A 25,851-nucleotide genomic window follows, 5' to 3' on the forward strand; every position below is an offset into this window, starting at 1 on the left:
TGTTAATCATCATAAAATATATTAATCCCCTTTCTCCGCAAATGCGGGATCCGGTTCCAAACCGGGCAAAATAACCTTTGCTACACCCGGGTCACCGAATTTCCAGGCCGGCAGTTTATCCATTTCGTTCTGAAATACCTTTCTGATTTTCTCGCCTTCCGTGCCCGCTTTACCCAATGCAATCGGGCTTTTCTCTTCGATATCCTTTTGCAAATCGTAAAAACGGCCGTCGGAATAGAGCTTGTAATGGCGGTCCCTGAAAAAACGGGCGGATTGCCTGTTGGCGGCTTCGGAATGGATCGGCTGGTAATGCGAGAAAATCCACTTTCTCGGCGTACCTTTTTCGCCTTTGATCTGCGGGAGAATACTGATACCGTCGGTACTCCATCCGACAGGAACCTTCACATTCGCGGCCTGCGCGATGGTCGGGAGGATATCCGTAAAATCGACGAGATCGTTCGTTTCGTGGGTTTTGTAGCGCCCGGTACCCCAGTTGACGATCAACGGCACATGATGGCCGCGATCGATTGTCAGTCCTTTGCCGCCTTGGAGCTTGCTGCCGTCTTTCAGTTGCGTCACAATCGGTCTGCCGGTGCCATTGTCGCCGGTGAAGATGATGATCGTGTTCTCGTAAAGCCCGAGGTCTTTCAGCTTCTGCACAATCTTGCCGACGTTTTTATCCAGGTAAGAAACCATATCCCTGAAATTGGCCGTATCTTTTTTGAAACGCCCTTCCACGTCCGATTTCCAGCTTTTGCTGTCCGGGGTAGGCAGAAAAGGATCGTGCACGAGCGCCATCGGGAAATAGGCGAGAAACTTGCAGTCCTTGTTTTTTTCGATGAAGTCGAGCATGTAATCCGTGAAAATGTCCGGTCCGTAATCGCCGGCGTCCGTTTTCAGGATTTCCCCATCGCGGTCGATGAGCGGCTTGGCGTAACGCTCACCCTCGCGGCGGGGCTTACTGAGCTGCCACAGGCAATACTGGTCAAAACCAAAGTGTTTCGGCAGCTTCTGGTTGGCGCCGAGCTGCCATTTGCCGGCAATGGCGGTGGTATAACCGGCTTCCTTCGCCAAATGCGCGAAAGTCTTCTGGTCCTGGTTCAGAAACCCGAACTCAGAGTAATTCTTATAGTTATACTTCCCGGTCATGATCTGCACGCGCGAGGGCGTACAAAGCGGTTGCGAAAAGCCGTAGTTGAATTTCAAACCCTCTTTCGCAAGTTGATCAATATTCGGCGTCTGGTAGGTGCTTCCATAGGTTCCAATGCATTCCTTGCCCATATCATCGGCCAGGATCAGCACGATGTTGGGCGTTTGCTTCTGCGCCAGCGCCGGTACGATTGCGAGGATCGCCAGCAGCAGGGTCAGGTATTTTCTTGTGGTCATATATGGTCAGGTGTTGTCATGAATAGTCAGGTGTTACTTTCCGCTGCCTGCCTCGTGCTTGGCTTTATCATAATCATAAAACCATTTGAAAGTCTTGTCATATTCCTCCGCACCGACGCGCTTGTACCATTCTTCATATTTAGCTACCAGCTTTTTGGTGATTTCGGGCTGTTTGTCAAACAGGTCGTGTAACTCCGTACGGTCCTTTTCCACGTCGTATAATTGCCATTTCTCAGTCTTTTCCGCTACCAGTTTCCATTTGCCGTCGCGAATGGCGCGGTTACCTTCGTGTTCCCAGAAAATCGGATTCTTGCGGTTGATGGGCTTGCCCGTAAATGCAGGTTTCAGACTGGTACCTTCCAGCGGCTGGATTGCATTACCGGCGTAGGTGGAAGGATATTTCGCCTGGCCGAGATCTACGAGCGTTGCCATAATGTCGATAATGTGCGCCGGCTGGCGTTCAAACTTGCCATTGCGCGACGCCGGGATACCCGCAGGCCACGAAATAATGCCCGGCGAAGAAATACCGCCTTCATGCGTATGATGCTTGTAAGCCCAGAATGGCGTGCAAGCCGCTTCCGCCCAGCCCTGCCCGAGGAAAACAGTGGATTTAGCAGTACCCGGCTGGTCGCCCTCGTAGCGGCCTTCGATACCCGGCTCGGCATTGCCTCCGTTGTCGGACACAAACAGAATAACCGTATCATCAAATACACCGCGCTTTTTCAGCCCTGCTACCAGGTCGCCGATGCTCTTATCGAGCCGGTAAATCACCGCGGCGTAAATCGCCATCATGTCGTCGTAACGTTTCTTCTCCGCGTCGCTCAGGCTGTCCCATTTCTGGACATTCGGGTTAACAGGCGGCAGCTTCCACGACGGATCCACCAGGCCGAGTTTGATTTGCTTCTCGTACCGCTCCTGCCGCAGCTTTTCCCAGCCTTTCAAATACTTGCCTCGGAATTTGGCAATGTCCTCTTCGGGTGCCTGCAAAGGGAAATGCGGTGCATTGTGCGCGAGGTAGAGCATAAACGGCTTTTTCTCAGCCGCGGCCTCATCGATGAACCGCAGGCCGTAATCGGTCCAGAGGTCAGTCGAGTACCAGTCCTTGGGCAGCTTGTCGGAGTCGTTCGGAATTTCCTGGCCGTTCAGGAACAGCTTGGCATTATTGCCATTGGCATAATAAAAACCTCCCGCCGGTGCGTGCAGCGATCGGTCGAAGCCACGGTTCGACGGATACACGCCATGCTGGTGCCCGACGTGCCATTTCCCGGTCATGGCCGTAAAATAGCCGGCACTTTTCATGACTTCGGCGATAGTCACACTGTTATGGTTCAATTGCCCGCGGTAGGCGGGATGGTCCGCGCCCTTATCGTCCATCATATGCCCGATACCCGCCTGATGGCTGTACACGCCTGTGAGCAGGGCCGCGCGCGTGGGACAGCAGCGGGCGGTATTGTAAAAATTCGTGAGCCTTACGCCGTTCCGGGCCAATGCGTCGAGGTTGGGCGTCGGGATTTCACTGCCGTAACAACCCAGGTCCGCATAGCCGAGGTCGTCGGCCAGGATCACGATCACATTGGGTTTCTTTTGGGCAAAAACAGCTTGCGCGGCAGCCGAACTAAGCGCAACGGCCAGCAAAAGCCGGCTGATTCGTTTTTTAAGCATATATGGGAATGGATTAATTCAAAAACCTATTGATACCGGATTGTGACCTTCTTCAACTTGCCTGTGAATGCGAATGGCGACTGGTACTGATCCGAAACCGCGAATTTCTGATCGCGACCAACGTCCGTGCCATCGATCTGGCGCGGCCCTTGCACCTGTGCCTGTGCCGGCGCGAGGCTGCGCTCGCCGACCTTTTCGTCGTTGATGTAAACAGTCTCTTTCCCTACCGACTTGCTGCCTTCCACCAGCCCCGTAAATTCATAAACCAGTTTGAAATGCACGCGACCGGTTGGGATGGCGCCGTTGGAAGCCAAATGGTACGAATCCCGGGCGGTTTTATACGCATAATGCAGTTTCCCGTCCTTCACAAACAAGCTGATACCGCTCTTCTCACCTCCTACTGCAAAAAGCACACCTTCTTCTTTGCCCGTGGCAATATCCGCCTCCGCATCCACGGTGAACGACCGTCCGTCATACAGCGGACTGCTCACACCAACCAGGTTATCGATGCCCGGGAACAGCGTGATTTCAGGCATTTTACCATAAACCGTCCGCCCCGCAGGCATGTCGTGCGCGGTGAAATCTTTGAGCGGGTACACGTTGTACTTCTTCGCTTCCTGATCGAATACGGCCTGTAACTCTTTCAGCTTTTCCGGATTTTTAGCGGCCAGGTTAATGCGTTCATTGAAATCCTCATTGAGGTTATACAGTTCCCAAACATCTTTGCTGAAGTCCACCGACTTACCCGACGGATCGGCCTTGCTGCCCGCGTCGAAACCTTCCCACACCGAATGCCCTTTCGAAGCCTTCCAGCCGTCTTTGTAAATCGACAATGCTCCCGCGATCTCATAATACTGCACCGTATGCCGGGAAGGAGCATTCTTCTGATCCACGGCATAGGCAAGGCTCGTGCCTTCGAAAGGCTCCTGCTTGTAGCCGTTGATTAGTTTCGGTGCCTCGGCTTTTGCCAGTTCCAATGTCGTAGGCAGGATGTCGTTCACATGCCCGTACTGATTGCGGATGCCGCCTTTTTCCTTAATGCCTTTGGGATAATACAGCACCATCGGGTTGCGCGTGCCGCCTTCGGTGTTGGCATCGCCTTTCCAGTAGCGGAACGGCGTGTTGGCCGCCGCCGCCCAGCCGATCGGGTAATCCGTGCTCGACTCGTCGGTACCGATCAGGTCGCGGGCGTTCAGAATGGCGTCGATCCGCGCCTCACCTTGCAACCGGTTGATCTGCGGGCTGATGGTACCATGTTGCGTACCGCCTTTACTGGCCCCATTGTCGCCCAAAATCACGGCAATGACGGTGTTATCCAGCTGATCGATCTGGTCCAGGTAGTTCACAATGCGGCCGATCTCGTAGTCGGTGTACGTATAAAATGCTGCGTAAACTTCCATGAAATGCGCATAGGCCTTCTTTTCCTTCTCCGACAGCGCCGCCCATTCCTTCACACCCGGGTTGCGTTCGGGCAGCACGGCATTTTGCGGGATAATACCGAGTTTCTTCTGCTTTTCGATTACGATCGCGCGGTACTTGTCCCAGCCCATATCGAACTTACCCTTGTACTGGTCGATCCACTCCTTCGCCACCTGGTGCGGTGAATGCGTGGCACCTGTTGCGAGGTACAGGAAAAACGGCCGTTCGGCGTCCACGGATTTCTGGTTGGCAATGTATTTAATGGCCTTGTCGGCCAGGAGTTCATTTAAATGTTTGGTATTCGGTTCAATATCGAGCTTGGTCACATCTTCCCAAAGCTCGGGATGCCACTGGTCGGTGGCGCCGGGCAGGAAGCCGTAATAATGGTCGAAGCCGCGACCGGTGGGCCAGCGGTTGAACGGCCCGGCCTGCGAGTTTTCGGTCACGGGCGTAAGGTGCCATTTGCCCAATGCAAATGTGGCATAACCATTTTCCCGCAACACCTCGGCGGCGGTACCTTTCTCGAAAGGAATGTAGGTGTCATACCCCGGGAAATCAACGGCAGCGGGCGTCAGCAAACCCACGTGCGCCGAATGGTGGTTCCTCCCTGTGAGCAGGGCCGCACGCGTGGGCGAGCAAATGGCCGTGGTGTGGAAGTTGGTAAACCGCAAACCGTTGTTCGCCAGCTTCTCGATATTCGGCGTTTCCACCAACCCGCCGAATGCGGTCGTGGCACCGAAACCCGCGTCGTCGATAAGTATCCACACCACATTGGGTGCGCCTTTCGCCGCCTTTTTGTTGTATTGAATAGGAAACGGCGTCGATTCCTGCAATGTCTTGCCGGCCTTGCCATTCCAGGGCTGCTGGGGGCTATGCTGCGCCATTACCGGCTGAACCGCCAGACTACCCGCCAGCATTACCGCACTGATTTTGAACAAGTTTTTCATTTTATGGGGTATTAAAAAAATGACTATTCCTCGGAAGCACCGCCTTTGGTGCCTGCGGCCGATGCACCGCTTGAAGCGCGGCTGCCGGGCGCATATTCCGGATTCAATTGAGTGGGAACCGGCGCGTTGGTCTTTTGCTTCCAGGCTTCGAGCTTGTCTTTCAGCTCTTTGGTTTTCGAAGGATTGGATTTGGCCAGATCTTTCGTTTCTCCAATATCCGCGTGGATATTATACAGCTCCACGCGCCCGTCTTCATAAAACTGATGCAATTTGAAATCCCCGGAACGAATGGTACTCGCGGGCCGTGTGCGGAATGCGTCCCTGTTGCGCTGATCGCCTTTGTAGGCTTCCAGATAAGCCGGAAAATGCCAGAAAATGTCGCGCTGAGCGGCCGGTTTGCCTGCCAAAAGCGGGGCGAAGCTTTGTCCGTCCACATCTGCATTCAAGGGCTTTTGGATATGGGCTACTTCCAGCAACGTCGGGTAAAAATCAATACCAATCACGGGCGAGTCGGTCTGTGAGCCGGGCTTCGTTTTGCCTGGCCATTTCACGATAAGCGGGACGCGCACACCGCCTTCGTAAAGCATTCCTTTCGAACCGCGCAACGGGTGCTGGGCGGTTACGGCGCCCATGCCGCCATTGTCGGAGAAAAAGACGACGAGTGTGTTCTCAGCCAGGTTTAGAGCGTCGAGTTGTTTCAAAACACGGCCAACACCCTCGTCGGCGCTCTGGATCATCGCCGCATAGACGGGGTTGTGATGGTATGCGTCGCCTTTTTTGGATTTGTATTTAGCAATAATATCCGCCTTGGCCTCAATGGGCGTATGCACGGCGAAGTACGACAAATACAGAAAAAACGGCTTTTGTTTATGACTGTCCAGGAACTTCAAAGCCTCGTCGGTCAGCCGGTCGGTGAGGTATTCACCTTCCTGGCCGCTGGTAATGCCTTCGTGCGGCGACGTTTTTCCATCTTTATTATAAGGATAAAAATAGGCACTGGTACCACCCGTACCACCGATCACATGGTCGAAACCCTGGGCGTGCGCGTCGGCGCCTTTTCCTTTCCCGCCCAGTTGCCATTTACCGATCAGGCCCGTGCTGTAACCGGCATTTTTCAGTTCCTCGGCGATGGTCACGAATGAGGGGTTCAAAACGGTATTGTTCTCAATCGGGATCAGTTTGCGATCCACGGAGTTGCCTCGATCCGAATTACCCACGGTGTAAATACCGTGGCGCGGCGTGTACTTGCCCGTCATGAGCGATGCGCGGCTGGGCGCGCAGTTCGGCCCGACGGAATAGGCCTGCGAAAACCACATTCCCTCTTTCCGCAGTCGGTCGATGTTCGGGGTTTCGTAATATTTGCTCCCTGCCGAGCTCAGGTCGGTCCAGCCCCAGTCGTCGACGAGGATGAAGAGGATATTGGGCTGGTCCTTCGCCTGCCCGAAGGCATGCGAGGATAATAGACCCAGCAATACAGCGATTTTCAGAATGGTCTTTTGCATTATTTCCAATATTTAAAACCCTATTCCCAACCCGGATTCTGCAAGAGTTTCGGGTTCAAATCCATTTCACGCTGCGGGATCGGGTGCAGGTAATGCTTCTCGGCGGCGTTGGTTTTGCCGGCGGCGTGCAATGCGGTGATCATGCGTTTGGTGCGGACGAGGTCGAACCACCGCTGGAATTCGAACATCAGTTCCAGGCGGCGCTCGAGATAGACCGCCTCGCGGAACCCGTCTTTGCTCAAACCGGACAATGCATCCAATCCCGCACGCTTGCGAACGCGGTTCACGGCCGCATAGGCGTCGGCGGTCGGGCCGCTGCCCTCGTTCAATGCCTCTGCGTAAATCAATAGTATTTCGGCAAACCGGATCACGGGAATGTTCTTAGCCGATTCCGTCGGGTTCACGATTTGCGCCGGGTCGAAATACTTAAAAAAGCGCGGCGGGAATGTGATCTCCTTTCCAGTAGTAGGACTCACAAGCGAAGTAAAAAACGTCACATCGCGGCGTTTGTCCTTGTCACTGAACAACTTGTACACATCGGCATGCGGCTCGTCCGTACCCGCCGAAGCCACCCCGGGTATCCCTACCGGCGTAGCCGACGAAGCCAGACGGTTGCCCTGCCCGTTGACATTGGATTTACATTGCACCGAGAAAATATGCTCCTTCCCGTTCTTGGTGGCCACATTGAAAACATCCGCAAAATTCTCGAACAGATCATACCCATACGGGCCATTGATCACTTCAAGGCTTTTTGCCGCTGCCTTGTCCCATTCCTGGCGCGTCAGGTACACTTTCGCCAGGATGGATTTAGCCGCACCGCCGGTAGCCCGCCCTGCATTGGCGCCTGTAAAGGAGCTAGGCAATGCCTCCGCGTCGGTCAAATCCTGGATGATCTGCTTGTACACATCCTCCTTGGGCGTACGCGCTACCTGAATGGCTTCGTTACTCAGCGAGCCATTTTCTTCGAGAATCAGCGGAACATCGCCCCAAAGCCTTACCAAATTGAAATACAGCAATCCGCGCAGAAACTTGGTTTCGTTCACGAGCCTTGTGCGCAAAGTGGCGTCCATTTCAATGCCCGGAATGCGCGCGATGGCGATATTCGCCCGGTTGATGGCCACGTAGCTCTCCTTCCACAGTTCATCCACACGGTCATTGGTCGTCGAATGCGCCAATACGGAAATCGTGCGCACGTCGGCATTCGTTACGCGCAGGCCCGCGATGGCGTCGTCGGACATGATTTCGAATGCGAGGTGAAACAGCCGGTTGTACATCGTAAGCCCGCCGTTGTTCAATGCGGCATTGTACACGGCGGTCACCGCGGCGAGTGCGTCGCTTTCGGTCTTGTAAAATTGTTCGGTAGTAATGAGGGAGGCGGGATCCTCGTTCAGGTCCGTGCAGGCCGTGAAGCTGAAAATGCCCATTATTAGTAATAGTATCTTTTTCATATATGGTCAGATGTTGTCAGGTATTGTCAGATGTGGTCAAGTATTGTCTGAGGTAGTCAAGGGTGGTCAGGCACTGTCATTTGTTGTCAAGTATTGTATTTCAATGATTATTCCTGACTATTCCTGATCTTGACAATACCTGATTATTCCTGGCCACACCCGACCGATTAGAATGAAATACTGAGACCGCCGAGAAACGACTTGCTGCCGGGATACACGCTGTAATCGATGCCCTGCGTGAGGGTACTCTGCTCGTTGCGGCTCACTTCGGGGTCGAAACCGGTGTATTTGGTCCAGGTAAGCAGGTTAGCGGCCGATACGTACACCTTGATCTGGCTCGCATGGATTTTAGCCGCGATGGCCTTGGGCAGGTTGTAGCCCAGCGTCACGTTTTTCAAGCGCAGGAACGAGGCGTCCTCCACGTACCGGCTCGTATTCACGGCCGCCGGATCTTCGAATGCCCGCTGGATTACGTTCGTCGGGTTGGTCGGCGTCCAGCGGTCCAATGCGGTTACAGAAGCATTCTGCTGGCCGGTCAGGAGTTCGAGCTGCTGCTTGTTCTGGTTGAAAAGCTTGTTGCCATAGGTGCCCTGGAAGAAAAAGCTGAGGTCGAAGTTGAGATAGGACAAGGTGTTGGTAATCCCTCCCTGAAACTTCGGCTGCGCATTGCCGATGAGCGTCCGGTCGTCGGCTTGCGTGATCTTGCCGTCGCCATTAATGTCGACATAGCGGCGGTCGCCGGGTTTGGTAGTCGCCGGGTTAATGGTCGGCAGGTTGGCGATATCGTCGCCGGTCTGAAACAGGCCATTGGTTTGATACCCATAAAATGAACCGAGCGGCTGACCTACCTTGGCAATATTGGCGCCGGAAATGATGTAGTTGGCACCATCACCGAGCGTCAGCACCTTGTTGCGGTTCACGGAAAACACAAAGTTGGTATTCCAGGTAAATGCGCCGGTAAAATTCTCGGTATTGATGCCCAGCTCAATCCCCTTGTTTTCCACTGAACCGTAGTTCTGCAATGCGGTCGCCTGCCCGGTCGTGTAAGGGATCGGAACGTTCAACAGCAGGTTTGTCGTCTTTTTGTAATAGGCATCAAACACAAAATTAATGCGGTTTTTGTACAGCGAAAGATCGATCCCGGCATCGTATTGCGCGGTAGTTTCCCAGCCAAGATCGGGATTGGCAATGCGGTTAGGCGCAAAACCAATGTAGGTCTGTCCGCCGAAGAAATAGGTATTGGAATTCAAAGTCGCCAGCGAAAGATACTGTCCGATCTCCTGGTTACCGGTCACCCCGGCGCTCAGGCGGAGTTTCAGGTTGCTGATGGTTTTATAGTCCGAAAGGAAATCCTCTCTTGAAATATTCCACGCAAAAGCGGCAGAAGGGAAATAGCCCCATTTCTTATCCTTACCAAAGCGGGAAGAGCCATCGGCACGGCCACTTACGGTGAAAATGTATTTCTGGTCGATCGAGTAGTTGATACGGCCCAGCCAGGAGTTCAATGCCCATGCCGAGGAGCCGGACGAAGGCTGGCTGTACACCGAGCCGCTGCCGAGGTCGTTGTATTCCAACTGGTCGGTCACAAATGCCTCGGACGCAGCAATGGCACTTTCGGTTTCAAATGCCTGCTGCGTGTACCCGACTACAACGTTGAGTGAATGCTTCTGGTTAAAAGTTTTGGAATAACTCAATGTGTTCTCGTTCAGCCAGGTCGACGAAAACTTGGTACCCACGGAGGCCTTGCCGGTCGGGTTGGAGTTTGCCCCCTGGTAAATATCCGACGGCACATAGCGGTTCTGCTTGTTGTTGATCACATCCGCGCCGAACGACACTTTCCCCACCAGACCTTCCACGAAAGTATACTCACCATACACATTGCCGAGCACGCGATAGGTCTTGGTTTGGTTCACCTCTTTTTCCAAAGTTGCAATCGGGTTACCCAGCGGGGTCTCGAATTCACTTTGATAGGTGTATTTGCCGTTGGCATCATACACATTCACCGTCGGCGGCATGGCGAGTAATGCATTTACCACACCGTTATTGGCTACCTGCGCGGTGATTTTACTAGCCGTGAGGTTTACACCTACCTTGAATTTGGAAGAAAAATCTCGGTCGAGGTTGATCCTGCCCGAATAGCGCTCAAAATCGGTATTGCGCAATACGCCGTTTTGTTTGAAATAATTCCCGGAAATCGAGTAGCGCGTGCGGTCGTCTCCGCCGGTCAGCGAGAGCTGGTGGTTCTGGATTGGTGCCGAACGGAATGCTTCGCTTTGCCAGTCGGTGCCCTCGCCCAATGCGTCGATCTGTGCCTGGGTGTAATAGGGCGCCTTTCCCGAGTTGGCACGTGCATCGTTTTTGAGCAACGCCCAATCCCTGGCGCTGGTGAGCACATCCACTTTTTTCAGGACTTTTTGAGTACCGTAATAGGCGTCATAAGTCAGCGTGTTTTGCCCGGCTTTTCCTTTTTTAGTTGTAATAATCACTACCCCGTTAGCGCCGCGCGAGCCATAAATCGCTGTGGCGGAGGCGTCTTTCAGCACTTCAATAGACTCAATATCACTAGGATTCAGACTGGACAGCGCATTGATGCTCGGTCCGGCGGTCACGCCCGCATTGGCGTCGGCATTGCTGTTATACACCGGGAATCCGTCGATCACGTACAAGGGCTCATTACCGCCCGTAATGGAGTTGCCTCCTCGTATGCGTATGCTCACGGCCGCGCCCGGCTGCCCCGACGTTTGTGTTACCTGCACGCCCGCCGCCGCGCCCTGCAATGCGCGGTCGAAAGAACTGATCGGCTGCTTCAATGCCAGCTGCGGTACCGAAGCCACCGAACCGGTAATGTCGCCCTTTTTCTGCGTGCCATAACCAATCACGACCACTTCATCGAGCACGTTGGCGGTTTTCAGGACAACCTCGGCGGGTTCGCCGGTCAGTTCATAAATATCGATTTCCTGTTGTTGATACCCGGTCAGGTTCACTTGCAGCGTAAAGGGAAAATCGTCGGGTGCGGGGATGGAAAACTTGCCGTCGAGATCGGTAGCGGCATAACGCGCGGTGCCTTTGAGGACGACCGTCGCTCCGGGGATTGTTTGCCCGGAGGCATCCTTCACCACACCGGTAACCGTTTCCTGGGCGTAGGAATAGCTCAAAAAGCCTGTCAGGAACAGGACCACGTAAAGGTACTTTCTCATTGATTAATGTTAAGCGGGTTTAGTAAACACTCAAAACTGCGCCGCGGAGCTCCCCATAGCGGGTCCCGGCGCCGAAAAAATAACGTTAACTCGTATACGCAATTCAGCGGATACGCGAAACCCTACCCCTGTGTTCAAAGCATTACAGGCATTTGTAGATGTACCGTCTGGAAATGGTGGTTATTTCCGGTCGACAGAGTTTCAATAAAATACTTACTCTATAAATTCGGTGGGCAAAGTAAACTTACTCATCCCAATAATGCAAGTAAAGGCCTGCATTATCGGGATATTTTAAGCTGGCTATTTTCAGTAGGAAACAATTAATCCAATTTGGTTACTTTCAGATCGGTAAAGTGACCAAGCGAACCCGGCCCGATCCACAAGCCCACGCCTCCGCGCAGGTCTTTGCCTTGTTTGAGGTCGTTGACGATCAATGCAGGCTGGGAAGCGCCATTGACATAAAATTTGGCTGTTTCGTCTTTCACTTCAATCTTAACTTTGGTCCATTCGGCAGGAACCATGTCGGCATACGCCTCGTACTTTTCCGGCGTTTCCTTGCGCAGCTTTTCCCAGGGGAATCCCGGCATGGAGACGTATTGCGTGGAGTGGTTGCGGCGCACCTGGTCGTTGGCACGGCCATTCGTCGGGCGGATGTAGAAAAGCTCCATTTTGGAAGTATCCGCAGCTACCCTGAACGCGATCCCGACAAACCCGCGCGCCCCTTCGCCTGCATTCGCCTGAGGCTGGCCCGAAATGGTGGCTTCGATGGTCCCGTTATGAAAATCAATGTCTTTCAACACGGCCACGGTCTTTTCGTTCACCGCCATTTTGGGCATTTCCAAGGCGACGGCGGATTTCCCCTTATAATCGGTAGCAGCGACGCTCACCTGAAACGGTGTAAGCAATGCAGGTTTGAGCGCGATTTCCTGCGCCTGGGCGGAAGTGAGCAGATCAAACAGGGCAAATGAAAGCCCAAGGGCGGTGGTTGTGATTTTTTTCATGGCTGTTTTAAAGTAAAATTGGAATGGTTAACAAATACGTAACCATTCCAAAACTACTTATTTGCCGGTATTTTTTCCAGCGGCCCGCTCAGCTCTTTTCTTAATGTGGCTGTCGTCCGAAGGCATCCGCTGCACAAGCGGCGGCGGGGTTTCACCGATCTTATTTTTGTAGGTTTCCAGTGACGCCAGCAGCTCTTTCGCCTTAGCCGGATTGGATTTCAAAAGGTTATGCTGCTCGCCGATGTCGGTTTTGAGATTAAACAACAATGTATCCGCGGCGGGAACGATCACCGCATTACCTGCTTTCACATCCTTCTGCGGCAGCCGGATCTTCCAGTCGCCCTTCCGATAGGCTTCTATAATGCCATTGGAATAGTAGGCAAATTCATCGCCTTTCCGCTTTCCCGTACCAAACAGCACCGGACTGATGTCCTCGCCGTCGAGCGGCTTTTTGGTTTGCGTTTTCTGGCTGCCTGTCAGGCTGATAATCGTAGGATAAAGATCAAGCTGCGAGGCCAGATCGTCATAAACCGTGCCCGGCTTGATCTTCCCCGGCCAGTAAGCCACAGCAGGCACACGCTGCCCGCCCTCGAATGTCGTCCCCTTCCCCTGCCGTAATGGCCCCGCCGAACCGCCTTCGACATCGAAGATCAGCCAGGGACCATTGTCGCTCGTGAATACCACCAGCGTGTTTTCTTCCAGACCATTCTTTTTCAATGCCTTCACCACCTCTCCCACGCTCCAATCCAGCTCCTCAATCACATCGCCATACAAGCCTCTTTTGGATTTACCCTCAAATTTCGGTGAGGCGTAAATCGGCACGTGGGGCATATTGTGGGTAATGTAGAGGAAAAACGGCTTGTCCTTATTCTGATCGATGAAGCGCACTGCCTCTTTGGTGTAGGTATGGGTAATGTATTTCTGGTTTACCTTAATGCTATCCACCTCGTTTCCGCGCAGGTAAGCCACGCCCATCATGTCGTTGCTGTACGGGATGCCATAATATTCGTCGAAACCATTCTGCAAGGGCAAGAATTGCCTGTGATGCCCCAGGTGCCACTTTCCGAAAATCGCAGTACGGTAGCCATTGCCTTTCAATGCTTCGGCGATGGTCACCTCCTCGGAAGGAATACCGGTGAAACTTTCAGGAAAAAACACGTGATCGATCCCCAGCCTGCGCGGGTACCTGCCCGTAATGAGCGCCGCACGTGTAGGACTGCACACAGGCGAGGACGAATAGAAGGATGTCAGCTTGATGCCCTTCTCAGCGAGGCCGTCGATATTGGGTGTGCGGATGTCCTTCGCGCCGAACGTGCCGATATCGCCATACCCGAGGTCATCGGCGAGGATAACGACAATGTTCGGCTTACGCTGGGCCTGGGTCGTAAGCGCCGCCAGGAGCAGCCCGGCACCTATTAATAGTCTTCTCATGGAAGGATATTTAAATGTTACTTTTCCTTTTGTAATAAACCTACTTTCTCCTGATTCTCCTCGTGCTGGTCGATCACCAGCAGCTTTACTTTCCCGTTGAAGGCAAAAGTACCCGGGTAATCTTTGGTAACCGGAGAATTCAGGTCCTTCCCGACGCTGAACCCGTCGGAGGAAGCCGAAGCGAGGTATTTGGTACCGACACCCGCCTGCTCTGCCGCCTTTTCGCCATTCACGAGCAAAGTCAATTTTTGAGCGGCACCAAATTCAAGGCGAACCGTGTTTTTGCCCTCTTTCAGGGGCTTGGAGGATGTCAGCACAACCTGTTTCAGGCCGTCATTGAGCAGGTAATGGAGTTTGTTTTGCTTGATATAAAGACTGCTTCCGCCCAGCAAGCCTCCGTTGGCGAAAATGACACCTTCCGCATGCTTGCCAACCTCGATTTCCGCGGTGATATCCACCGGCCCCTTTCCAATGTAAACGCGTGTTTTAATGGTCGTACCTTCGTAAATCACGGTTTTCGGACGAATGGGCGGCGGCGTAAGTCCGGCCCGGAAATTTTTGAGCGGGTACACCTGGTATTTCTCCGCTTCTTCGTCAAACAGCTTTTTTAATGCTTCCAGTTTTTCGGGATGTTTGGCGGCGAGGTCGTTGATCTCGTTCCAATCTTCATTGATATTGTAAAGCTCCCATTTGTCACGCTTGAAATCCGCAATGAAATTGATATCGGTTGTCTGCTCGCCGAATGTATTCCGCGGGTGATAAACGCTTGCTTTCCAGCCATCCTTGTAAATAGCCCGCCCGCCGTGGAGCTCGTAATATTGCTGGGTGTGCCGCGTGGCGGCCTGCGCGTCATTCAGCGAATAAGCGAGCGATGTACCATGAAACGGCCATTGTTTGTATCCATTGATTTCAGCCGGGACCTTCACACCGGTGAGCTCAATGGTCGTCGGCAGAATGTCCGTCACATGCGTGTATTGCGCACGAAGACCGCCCTTATCGGTAATGCCTTTCGGGTAATGCACGATGAGCGTGGTATGCGACGCGCCTTCGGCATTCACATCACTTTTCCAGTACCGGAATGGCGTATTGGTAGCCTGCGACCAGCCCAACGGATAATTGGGATAGCTGTACTCGGTGCCCAATTTGTCATATTGCGATAACAGGAACTTGATATCGTCCCCCGCCGACTTCTCGGCCGTGCCTGCTGTGCCGGTGTAAGTCCCCTCCTTGCTGCCGCCATTATCCCCTACCACGAGGAAAATCAGCGTGTTATCCAACTGACCGATCTGTTTCAGATAATCCACTACCCTGCCCACCTCGTAGTCGGTGTAGGAAAGGAATCCCGCATAAACTTCCATAAAACGCGCGTAAATCTTCTTTTCGTCGGCGGAAAGGGAGTTCCATGGTTTAATACCCGTTTGCCGCGGAGGCAGCTGCGTGCCTTTGGGTGCCAGCCCTCCGGCGAGCTGTCGCTGGAATACTTTTTCGCGGTACTCATCCCAGCCGCCGTCGAACTTGCCTTTGTATTGATCGCTCCACTCGCGTGCCACGTGATGCGGCGCGTGCGCGGCACCGGTGGCCAGGTATAGAAAGAATGGCTTTTCGGGATCGGCCGATTTCTGGTTGGCGATGTAAGAAATAGCCTTGTCAGACAGCAACTGGTTCAAATGCCTGGTGTTAGGCTCGATGTCGATCGGCGACGTTTCCTCCACCAGCTGTGGGTGCCATTGATCCGTGGCGCCGCCGAGGAAGCCGTAGAAATGCTCGAAGCCGCGACCTGTCGGGTAACGATTGTACGGCCCGGCGATCGTCAGGTCGCGCGGCTGGTTTCCATGCCACTTACCCAATGCAAAGGTGTTGTAGCCATTTTCCTTGAAAATCTCGGCCACAGTCCCCGCTTCAAACGGGATATTGCCATTATACCCCGGCGCCCCGATGCCCAATTCCGCATGATGCCCCATCGCTACCGCATGCGGGTTCCTGCCCGTGAGCAGGGATGCGCGCGTGGGGCTGCAAATGCCGGTCGTGTGGAAATTGGTGTAGCGCAGGCCGCCTTGGGCCAGCTTTTCAAAATTGGGGGTATCGACCAGTCCGCCGAATGCGGAGGTTGCGCCGAAGCCCACGTCGTCGAGCAGGATCCATACCACGTTCGGGGCGCCTTTGGGCGCTTTGGGCTGCTCCTGCCACCATTGTTCGGTCTCTTCAATCGTCTTGCCGATCTTCCCCTTAAACGGCTGGACGGGATCGTGTTGGGCCGATGCATGGCCGAAAACGGCAGTGCTGAGCACAAAGAGGCCCAGCCGCTGCCTGGTCAGGGCGGATAGTAGTCGTTTTTTCATCAAGGTTTTGGAATAAATAGAGCAGAAAAAGCGGGCACCGCTTATGCAGCGCCCGCGGGCGTGCAAACCTTACTTTACAGCCTGAAATCTTTCCAGTTTCTCTTTTTCGTCGGCCAGGCGTTTGGCATCGGCTTTCAGATAACCGAATTGGTGAAGGTCTTTATCGGCATTTGCCGCTACCCAAAGCAGGAATTTCTTCGCTTCCGGGTTGGAGTTATTTTTTGCAATCGAAAAATGAATGTTTTCAACCGGCACATTTTTCACTTTTTCGGCTTCCAGCGTCGCAATCACCTGATCCAGGTTTTCCAATGCTTTTTCCTCTTTCGAAACGCGGCCATTGCCGTCCAGGTCAACAGGGATGATCGTCAGCCCGTCTACCGGCTTGCGGCTTTGCAGGTCATAAGCGAGGCCTGGCGTCGTGTACGTGATGCCCGTCTCATCTTTCAGAAGTGCCTTGATCAAATGTTCGTCGGCACCGGCAATGGCCTTGCCTTTGATACTCTGCTGCTCGTAGCCGAAATATTTGGCGAAAGTAAGCGGAGCCCCGGCTTTCTGCAAGCGCGTGTAAATGGTGTATTGCGTCGTCAGCGACTTGTCTTTTTCTGCGTAGATATCGTGGAAGAAAATCTGCTTGTACGTCTTCTCGTTCAGTCCTTTATCAGCATATTCTTTCGCGAAAGCCGATTTCGCATTCGCAACGGGCAACAATGCATAACGACCGATCGAAATATATTCGCGGGTATCCTTCACTTCCTTCTCCTGATCATAAGCCTCAATCAGCAGGTCGTATTTCGCCGGATCCGTGATCGTGCGCGTTTCGATTACGATCTGAGCCTTGGGATTGGCGGCAGTGTATTCCTTGATCCATTTATCGACCAGCGGATAAGCGAAACGCACGCCGGTAATGATCACCTTATTGTCGTTGGCCTCCTGTGCAAAAGCATTTGGAAAGGCAGCCAGCGCCAAACCTGCTGCAAGAACAATTGATTTCAAATTTTTCATGATGTAAAAAGTGGTTGGGAGCGCGGATCAGCCGACCCATCGCTTAATGAATAATGTGTAACAGGATGAAAATCAGAATGCGGCGACACATGCCGTCGTCAGAAGCGACTCAACGACAGCAACAAGATGCAAGTGCGAAGGAATAACCGGAGGAGCCCACCATAGGCATACCAATACTGCGCGAAGAATAACGATCCATCGATTTCATGTTTGAAAAAGATTGTGGTATTGATCTCGTCTGCTGGTGGCTAACAGATAAAATCTACTAATTTGATAGACAAAGTAAGTTTAAAGAATTTGAAAACGCAAGGGGTTGGCTTGAAATTCGTTGAAAAATGGATTGAAGGGGGAACTACCAGACCACTTGGAGGCCTTCACTGGTATATTTTCTGATGTTTCTGTCCACCGTAATGAGCGCGCATTTCTGGTGAAGTGCCTGCCAGATCAGCATCCGATCGAAGGGATCTTTGTGGTGAGTCGCTGAGAGTTTGTGGAAGGAAGAACAGAGATCGATCGAAAGAGGAAGTATCTCAAAGTCGGCAGCGATAGAAGCGTACACAAAATCTTCAGGAGTAAATCCATCAAGAGTAAGCTTGTGAACCGAGCGTTTCAGTGCGATCTCCCAAAAACTAAGCGTGCTAACCACAATGTCGTTGCTTTCATTTTCCATAATACTTTGCACCGTAGTTGAAAGCCTGTGCGATGCTGTTAGTGCCCAGATTAAAGTGTGTGTGTCGAGAAGATAAGTCATAATCCCAAAAACTCTTCCTCTGTCATTTTAAAATCTTCGGCAAACGTTACTGTGCCTTTCCCCTCCAAAGTTCCCAATTTCCTGGGTCCTTTGCGCTTTGATACCAAATTTCCCGGGACAAGATACGCCTGGACCGCCTTGTCGTCTCCAAAGGTAACCCCCACTCTTTCTCCTTTTCTGAGCTCGAAAAGGACCGTTGAGGCATTGGCTTCTATTTGATCTGCGCTGATGGTCATCATATCCCCATGTTTAATGTTTGATACAATTTACGACATTTACTAAACACCCGCTAGCAAAAACAGCCCTAATGTCCAACCGGCGCCGCCGCGTTATCAAGCGCCTGAGACTTCCTCTTTCTTTTGTTCCACTTCTTAAAATCCTGCCAGATCGCATCCGGATAGAGGTTTATCCCATAGCTATAATAAAAGCCGCTGAACCGCTCGCGGAATTCGCCGGAAGAGAGGGCGTTGCGATAACCGATCTGGGAGTTGATACCCGCCCAGCGTAATGCACGGTACTCGCCATACACACCCACTTGCAGGGGAATGAAATAGTCCTTTCGCGAGCCGGAAGTAAGACCGTCAAACAAGTCCCGGAAGCGGGTGCTTTCGTTGCCGATCCCGATTTCCAGCGGCGTGGATAATACCCATCGCTTGTTGCGGATGGCGGTATGCCAGTAAGCGAAATTGGCGAAACGGACGTCGGTAGCGGTGTAGTAAGAGAGGTTCAGCGGGTTGGGAAGCATTTTTCGCCAGTTGATAAGCCTCCGCGCTGCATTATAGCCCAGCCAGTAGTAGCCTGCGGTGAGGCGATTGCGCTTCTCACCAAAGGTTATCCCCGCATTCACTCCGAAAACATTGATATGCTTGTGCTGGATAAATGTCCCCCGCGCGTCAAAATTAAAGAAGAGCTTGACTTTGTTTTGTGCAGTCGTGCTGCTGTGAGTTGTGATGGTATCCTGAGGGGCGGCGTGTCCTGGCGTGACCGCGGCGGATCGTGTAACGGCCGTTGAATCGGTTTGGGCGTAAACAGGCCATTGTCCTGCAAGAAGCAGGGTGAGTAGTAAAAAAATGATCTTGTTAGGGCGCTTACGCGGTTCTTGGAAACCGTATTTCATCTTGACTTCAACACGAACAGCAATGGGCCTGCATCGTTTCCGCCGTGTCAGGACCACCGGGTTATTGCAAGTAGTAACGCAAAACCGTTGAAAGAAATTTACGGATTAAAAAAATTTAATGTTAGCTTCTCAGTTTACCCGCTTCGTAAGTGCATTCATCTCATTATCAGTGGGGGTGGCAGATGGAACGCCTCCGGCAGGAACATCGGTTTTTGCTGCCCATGCAATCGCGTTCAATACCAGTTTTCGGAAGTTGTCGTTTTGCCAATTCTTATGCATATGCCCGCCTGTAAAACCAAAACCTCTGCCGCCGTCGGGCCGTTCGAAGGCCCAGGCGAGGGTTTGTGGTTCTTTTCGGGTAATGACAGCCTCGCGCACCGCGGGATTGTTGGAATGCGTGCCATCAGGCTTGTCCAGCGTGGACTCTGGCGGTAATGCCTGCAAAATGGGTGTTACACCTTTCATACCCGGTGCGAACCGCATATGATAATACCATTCGTCGAGAATAGTGAATGGCTTTACGCCACGTGAAACCGGGTGACCGGGAAAGCGGGCGAAACTGGCCTCCCAAACCGGATTGACCGACCAGTTGGTTTCAAAATACCCTCCTATCCATTTCAAAAAACGATCACCGCCCGCCTCCGCGGCCACTTCGAGGGAAAAATGCAGATTAACAATGCCCGTGCCGTCCGCGATGAGCTTTTCCATTTTGGCGGCGTGCACCAGTTCCAGATGATCGCTGCCCCCGCCATCGAGGTAAAAAACAATGGCAGCGGCATTGTCCAGCACCGATTCGTCCGGCGGCCAGCCATTCCGTACGATAATCGCTTCTACACCCGGCAGGCTGTCGTTGAGGGCTTTGGCGAGCAATGTACAGCCGCCATTGTGCTCGTGTTCCCCTTTGCCGTGGCTGTCGGGGCCGGCAATAAAGATGATTCTTTTCTTTGCAACCGTTTCCCTCGCAGTTGGTTTAACCTGCGCATTCGCTATGTTACAGAGCAGTATAAAGCTCAATATGAAGGTGAATATCCTGTCCATCGTTTCCCAGTTTGATTGACGGCTCGTTTCCCGAACCGGTAACTGGGGTGGGACAGCATAAAAATCAGGCCATAGGTTACTTCATCGCGAGGCTGATGAGCTCGGCGGTATTCTTCACGTTGGCCTTTTTCATGATACTCGCGCGTTGATTGGCGACCGTATTGGAGCTGATATCGAACTTCTCGGCAATGTCCTTGCTGCTCATCCCCTCGGTAAGGCATTTGAGGATTTGCTGTTCGCGAGGGGTAATGATTTTCCAGATCGATTTTTCCTGGACTTCTTCCTGCGCGGGTCGCGGGTCGGACACACGCGAGAGTTGTTTAAGGAGATTTTTAATAATCACCGACGACGCATAAGGCGGAAAGTAGAGCTCACCTTTGGCAATGGCCCGGATCGCCCGCAGCATTTCGTCGCGGCTGGTATCCTTTTCCAGATACCCCGAAGCACCGTTCAATGCCGACGAAAGCATATAATCGGTGTTATTATGCATGCTGAACACGAGGATTTTTGCAGAAGGAAACACTGGCACGATCTGTTTGATCACTTCCAGACCCGGCATGCGGGGCATCGTCAGATCGAGCAGAATTACGTCCGGCTTCACTTTTTCGACCATATCCCACACCTCGTCGCCGTCCGAGGCTTCGCCGGCGATGATCAGGTCTTCTTCATCTTCGAGCAGGGTGATAATGCCCTGCCTCACTACCGAATGATCGTCTACAACTAAAATCCGAATAGGCATACGTGGTCAGCTAATCAGTAATAAGTCATTATAAATCAACCTGAACGACCAATCTCGTACCGCTATCCACTTTGGAAACTATCTCTATTTCTCCATTCAACAAGCGGGTGCGCGTACGGATGTTCTCCATCCCGTTTCGGGTCAGGAACTGTCCTTCTGACTTTAAATTACTAATTAAAAATCCTTTTCCGTCATCGGCAATTTCCAAAACGATGCGATTCTTATTTTGTTCCAATTTTATCTTGATCAGATCCGCATTCGCATGTTTCACGGCGTTGTTCAATGCTTCCTGGGCAATGCGATACAATCCGATCTCCGTTGGGCGGGCCATCATGATCCGCTCACCGGTCTCGCCCTCGAACAAAATTTTGATTCCCGACACATCGGCCGTCTGCTGGCAGAGGAGTTTCAATGCCGACGCGAGGCCGAAATCGCTCAGCACCGAGGGCATGAGATTAAACGATACCTGCCTGGTAGTCTGGATGATATCCTGGATCAGCGTCACCAGCTGGCCGAAACGCTTCTGGTGTTTCTCATCGTGAAACTGCACGGCTTTCAATTTCTCCGCGTGTAGTTTCAGTCCGGTCAGCATCTGGCCTATCCCGTCGTGCAGCTCCAATGCAAACCGCTTTCTTTCCTCCTCCTGCCCTTCAATCAATGCGCCCGCCCTGACGCGGTCTTCAGCAAGCTGCAATTCGTATTTTTCCTCTTCGAGGCGCAGTAGTTCCTTTTGTGTTTCGAGCAGTTGGCTATTTGCCTCTTTCAGCCGCTGATTGGATAACTGCAATGCATCTTCCGATTCCGTCAGCATCCGCACTACGCGGCGCGTAGTGTTCACTACCGGCCTGAAAATCAGCAACCCTTCCGCTACGAGTACGAGAATCGTCATGAGATCCAGTATCCACTCAATGCGTTCCAGGTTTTGCAGTCGTTCAAAACTCTCCTTATCGAACTGGAACACGATGCGGTTCATCTGTGAGAGGAACCGTGGCTCGTTGGCCAGGACTTGCGCTAATGCCCGCTGTTTTGCAGCGGCGTCGGCTTCGTCGCGGCTGATGATCAGTAGATTTTGGTAAATACTGTCAAAAACCGGAGCCAGCTCGCGGAACATGGTATCCAGCGGCTGGCTCTTCCAGGTAACAAAACCTTTCTCCACCGGTAGCCTTCTGGATACCAGGTCTTCGTGGCTGTCTTTCCACAATGTGAGCAGCGAATTGAAACTCACGGAATCACGATGCCCAATGTCGTTGATTTTTAACACGGCCAGCTTCGTAAGGCGCTGGCTGAGCATCCGCTGCCGCCCGGCCACGTTTACCAGCCGGCTGTCGTGGTTAAGGTTCCGGATCGTACGCCTGATCAGAAACAGGCCGCTCACGGTCAGCAAAGCCACCACACATAATGCCACTACATAAAACCGGGTGAGGCTGCCCGCTACACGTTTGTCGAGTCTTTCCATTTGCTAAGCCCAGGGGGTGAAACCCCTGGTTGATGATGGTCTGCGACCGGACGGCGCTGCCGTCTTGACGGGATGCGCCTTTGGCTGCCCGTTTGAGCCAGCCTATTTGCCTAGTGTTTACAGACCGATGTAGACGCGATTCTCCTTTACCATCACAGGAAAAGTATTGATCCGGTATTCGTCGTCGTTCAGGCACTGTCCGGTTTGCAATGAAAAGGTTTTTTTATGAAAAGGACAAGCTACTTTCGGTTCTTCCCCATGGCTGCCGATCATTCCGCGCGAAAGCGCCATCTGCTGGCGGTGCGGGCATTGGTTATCGGTTGCATACCACTCTCCCCTTCTTGCAAAATTGTAAATGGCAATTTGTTTGCCACCGATAAACGCGCAGCCTCCGCCATCTTCGGGGATATCGTCGACGTAGCATGCCATGTGCCAGGTTACTTTGTTCATTGTGTCGGTGATCGTTTCCATCTGTATGTAAGTTGATCGTTTGTGCCTCCCCGGGTTAGAACCCGGGGGAAGAGAGAAAATCTTTTGATATTGATTTACTATTGATCCCCGGGTTAAAACCCAGGGCAATGGGATTTCATTTTAATCCATTTCCGTTGGCCTCAGCCGACGGGCAGCGCTGCCAGGGAGCCGGCAATGCGCCATGTATACCCGGGGCATTATGCCCATTCCGTTGCCCGTTTCTGCTCGCGCATGTCGGCGAACGTGATGCTCGGGTCTTTGATAGGCGTATTCACGAAGTGTGTGAAACGTTTGCGGAGCTCGGGGCTTTCCACCACTTCGCGCCATTCGCATTTGTACACGTCGATGAGGTTTTGCATATCGCGTTCAAGTTCCTCGGCAATACCCAGCACGTCGTCCACGACCACGGCTTTCAGGTAGTTCATGCCGCCTTCCATTTTATTGAGCCAGGTGGCGGTACGGGTCAGAGGATCCGCCGTTTTGATGTAGAACATCAGGAAGCGGTCGATCAGGCGGAGGCAAGTTTCCTTATCCACATCACTTGCAAGCAATTGTGCATGCTGCGGTTTCGCACCGCCGTTTCCGCATACGAACAGGTTCCAGCCCTTTTCGGTAGCGATAATACCGAAATCTTTGCTTTGCGCTTCCGCACATTCCCGTACGCAGCCCGATACCGCCGATTTCAATTTGTGCGGCGAACGCAATCCTTTGTAGCGGTCTTCCACTTCAATCGCAAAAGACACCGAATCCTGCACCCCAAAACGGCACCAGGTCGAGCCTACGCAACTTTTTACGGTCCTTAACGATTTTCCGTAAGCGTGGCCGCTTTCAAAACCTGCATTGATCAGCTCCTCCCAGATCTCCGGCAGGTCGCCCAGGTGCGCCCCGAAGAGGTCGATGCGCTGCCCCCCGGTGATTTTGGTGTACAAATTGTATTTCTGCGCCACCTGCCCAATCACGATCAGCTTCTCAGGCGTAATTTCCCCGCCCGGAATCCGCGGAACGACCGAATAAGTACCGCCCTTCTGGATATTGGCCAAATAGCGATCGTTCGAATCCTGCGCTACCGCACGGTCTTTTTCGAGGATATTTTCATTCCAAAGGCTGGCCAGCAACGAGGCGACGAGCGGCTTACACACTTCACAACCATCGCCCTTGCCGTGGTGATCGAGCACGGCTCCATAGGTCCTCAACCCATTCATTTTCACCAGATCCAGCAACTCCTGGCGGGAATAATCGAAATGCTCGCAGACCACATTACGGACATAAACGCCTTTCTCCTTCATCACACCGGCGATCAGGTCTTTCACCATCGGAATACAGCCCCCGCAGCCGGTCCCCGCTTTGCAGCATTTCTTCAATGCATCCACGGTGTGATGACCATTTTCGCCTACTTCATGGCAGATCATACCCTTGGTAACCGCCTCGCACGAGCATATGAGCGCGTCGTCGGGCAGGCTCATGACGCCCGCTCCCGCTTCTTCGCCCCCACGGGAGCCCAGGATGAGGTCTTCCGAGTCGGGCGGCAGAATGGTTTTGTTCTTGCAGGTTTGCAGCAGCATATTGTATTGCTCCGCTTCCCCCACAAGGATACCGCCGAGCAACGTCTTGCCGTCGGTGCTTACATTAATGCGTTTATAGATGCCTTTGGCTTTGTTTTCATACCGGATCGTACGGCAAGCGGGCTCTTCCACAAACGGGTCGCCGAAGCTCGCCACGTCGGTACCGATCAGTTTCAGCTTGGTCGACATATCATAAGGCAGGAATTCCTTTTCTCCCCCTGTGAGCATCGTTGCTACCACGTCGGCCATTTCATAACCCGGCGCGATGAGGCCGTAGATCATATGGTGGGCCAGTGCACATTCTCCAATCGCGAAAATGAATGGATCGGAAGTTTGCAGTTGGTTATTCACTACGATACCGCCCCGTGGGTGCGTTTCCAGGCCTGCGATCTTCGCCACTTCGTCACGCGGGCGAATACCTGCCGAAATCACGAGCATATCCACGTCGAGCGAGCTGTTATCGGCAAACTGCATGCCCTCAATGCGGTCTTCGCCTTTGATTTCCTGCGTGCTTTTGGAAAGATGTATCTGCAAACCGAGCGATTCGAGCTGGCTTTGCAGCATGCGCGAACCGGCCTCGTCAATCTGCCTTGGCATGAGGCGCGGGGCGAACTCTACTACGTGTGCTTCTTCCAATCCTAAATCCAGCAATGCTTTTGCCGCTTCCAGGCCGAGCAACCCGCCACCGATTACAGCGCCTTTCCTGGCTTTTTTGGCATACGACTGGATCAGTTCCAGGTCCTCGATCGTGCGGTACACAAATACACCGTCCTTTTCAACTCCCGGGATCGATGGAACGAATGCCCCGGAACCGGTTGCCATAATAAGGTAGTCATAATACACTATATGCCCATGGTGCGAACGCACCAGTTTCTCTTCCCGGTCGATATCCACCACGGGGTCGGACAAAAACAGCCGTATCCCATTCTCTGCATACCACTCTACACCGGCCATGGAAAGGTCATCAGCCGTCTTACCTGCAAAAAACTCGCTCAAATGTACTCTGTCGTAAGCAGCACGGGGCTCTTCGCCAAATACGGTGATGGTAAAATCCTGTCCATCTTTTTTTCTTGAGAGGAGCTTTTCACAGAATTTGTAGCCCACCATACCATTGCCAACTACGACGATCCGGGTGTTTGAAACAGCTTTCATAGTAATTAATAACTATTGATTTGTGAAAACATAATTATTTTGTTGCACTATTTTAATATTATGTGTGTGTTATCACTTTTTCGATAAGTCAAAAGTAAATCGTGTTTTCTGATTTTCCTAACTTTTAATTCGCATTTATGATTAAAAACAAACATAAATTTTGGCAAAATGATTGTTTTATAAAATTTGACTAGTAAATTTGAACCAATAATTGATATAGTTACAAAACAC

At 52.5% G+C, this 25,851-nt stretch carries 18 protein-coding genes; all 18 read right to left on the reverse strand.

Annotated features, from left to right (window positions below; all coding sequences use genetic code 11):
* Window positions 1-21: 21 nt before the first annotated feature.
* Window positions 22-1,386, reverse strand: a complete 1,365-nt coding sequence (locus CLV60_RS15845; RefSeq protein ID WP_106596349.1) for a sulfatase family protein — start codon at window positions 1,384-1,386, stop codon at window positions 22-24.
* A gap of 33 nt (window positions 1,387-1,419) precedes the next feature.
* Complete coding sequence (locus CLV60_RS15850; RefSeq protein ID WP_106596350.1) at window positions 1,420-3,048, reverse strand: arylsulfatase; 1,629 nt, start codon at window positions 3,046-3,048, stop codon at window positions 1,420-1,422.
* A 26-nt stretch (window positions 3,049-3,074) separates the two neighbouring features.
* Window positions 3,075-5,414, reverse strand: coding sequence for an arylsulfatase (locus tag CLV60_RS15855; RefSeq protein ID WP_106596351.1), 2,340 nt, complete (start codon window positions 5,412-5,414; stop codon window positions 3,075-3,077).
* A 23-nt stretch (window positions 5,415-5,437) separates the two neighbouring features.
* Window positions 5,438-6,916: a sulfatase gene (locus CLV60_RS15860; RefSeq protein WP_106596352.1), complete on the reverse strand. Its 1,479-nt coding sequence runs from the start codon at window positions 6,914-6,916 to the stop codon at window positions 5,438-5,440.
* Between the two features lie 20 nt (window positions 6,917-6,936).
* Window positions 6,937-8,364: a RagB/SusD family nutrient uptake outer membrane protein gene (locus tag CLV60_RS15865; protein ID WP_106596353.1), complete on the reverse strand. Its 1,428-nt coding sequence runs from the start codon at window positions 8,362-8,364 to the stop codon at window positions 6,937-6,939.
* 167 nt (window positions 8,365-8,531) lie between these two features.
* The gene (locus CLV60_RS15870; RefSeq protein ID WP_106596354.1) at window positions 8,532-11,561 is read right to left on the reverse strand and encodes a SusC/RagA family TonB-linked outer membrane protein; all 3,030 of its coding nucleotides are present in this window, start codon (window positions 11,559-11,561) and stop codon (window positions 8,532-8,534) included.
* A gap of 320 nt (window positions 11,562-11,881) precedes the next feature.
* Complete coding sequence (locus CLV60_RS15875; RefSeq protein ID WP_106596355.1) at window positions 11,882-12,562, reverse strand: hypothetical protein; 681 nt, start codon at window positions 12,560-12,562, stop codon at window positions 11,882-11,884.
* 57 nt (window positions 12,563-12,619) lie between these two features.
* Window positions 12,620-13,993, reverse strand: coding sequence for a sulfatase family protein (locus CLV60_RS15880; protein ID WP_106596356.1), 1,374 nt, complete (start codon window positions 13,991-13,993; stop codon window positions 12,620-12,622).
* A gap of 17 nt (window positions 13,994-14,010) precedes the next feature.
* Window positions 14,011-16,332, reverse strand: a complete 2,322-nt coding sequence (locus CLV60_RS15885; protein ID WP_106596357.1) for an arylsulfatase — start codon at window positions 16,330-16,332, stop codon at window positions 14,011-14,013.
* A gap of 69 nt (window positions 16,333-16,401) precedes the next feature.
* Window positions 16,402-17,334, reverse strand: a complete 933-nt coding sequence (locus tag CLV60_RS15890; protein WP_106596358.1) for a type 2 periplasmic-binding domain-containing protein — start codon at window positions 17,332-17,334, stop codon at window positions 16,402-16,404.
* A gap of 352 nt (window positions 17,335-17,686) precedes the next feature.
* The gene (locus CLV60_RS15895) at window positions 17,687-18,085 is read right to left on the reverse strand and encodes a type II toxin-antitoxin system VapC family toxin (RefSeq protein WP_106596359.1); all 399 of its coding nucleotides are present in this window, start codon (window positions 18,083-18,085) and stop codon (window positions 17,687-17,689) included.
* On the reverse strand, window positions 18,082-18,324 hold the full coding sequence (locus CLV60_RS15900) for a type II toxin-antitoxin system Phd/YefM family antitoxin (RefSeq protein ID WP_106596360.1): 243 nt from the start codon (window positions 18,322-18,324) through the stop codon (window positions 18,082-18,084). Before CLV60_RS15900 ends, CLV60_RS15895 begins: the two co-directional genes overlap by 4 nt.
* Before the next feature lie 65 nt (window positions 18,325-18,389).
* Window positions 18,390-19,202: a hypothetical protein gene (locus CLV60_RS15905; RefSeq protein ID WP_106596361.1), complete on the reverse strand. Its 813-nt coding sequence runs from the start codon at window positions 19,200-19,202 to the stop codon at window positions 18,390-18,392.
* A 129-nt stretch (window positions 19,203-19,331) separates the two neighbouring features.
* Window positions 19,332-20,240 carry a ThuA domain-containing protein gene (locus tag CLV60_RS15910; protein ID WP_106596362.1) on the reverse strand — a complete coding sequence of 303 codons (909 nt, stop codon included), beginning with the start codon at window positions 20,238-20,240 and terminating at the stop codon, window positions 19,332-19,334.
* Between the two features lie 76 nt (window positions 20,241-20,316).
* Complete coding sequence (locus CLV60_RS15915; protein ID WP_106596363.1) at window positions 20,317-20,979, reverse strand: response regulator; 663 nt, start codon at window positions 20,977-20,979, stop codon at window positions 20,317-20,319.
* Between the two features lie 28 nt (window positions 20,980-21,007).
* The gene (locus CLV60_RS15920; RefSeq protein ID WP_106596364.1) at window positions 21,008-22,435 is read right to left on the reverse strand and encodes an ATP-binding protein; all 1,428 of its coding nucleotides are present in this window, start codon (window positions 22,433-22,435) and stop codon (window positions 21,008-21,010) included.
* Between the two features lie 117 nt (window positions 22,436-22,552).
* Entirely contained in the window at window positions 22,553-22,906 is a 354-nt protein-coding gene (nirD, locus tag CLV60_RS15925; protein ID WP_106596365.1) for a nitrite reductase small subunit NirD, read from the reverse strand.
* 197 nt (window positions 22,907-23,103) lie between these two features.
* Complete coding sequence (nirB, locus tag CLV60_RS15930; protein ID WP_106596366.1) at window positions 23,104-25,620, reverse strand: nitrite reductase large subunit NirB; 2,517 nt, start codon at window positions 25,618-25,620, stop codon at window positions 23,104-23,106.
* Window positions 25,621-25,851: the final 231 nt, after the last annotated feature.

The organism is Dyadobacter jiangsuensis (assembly GCF_003014695.1).
Taxonomy (GTDB): domain Bacteria; phylum Bacteroidota; class Bacteroidia; order Cytophagales; family Spirosomataceae; genus Dyadobacter; species Dyadobacter jiangsuensis.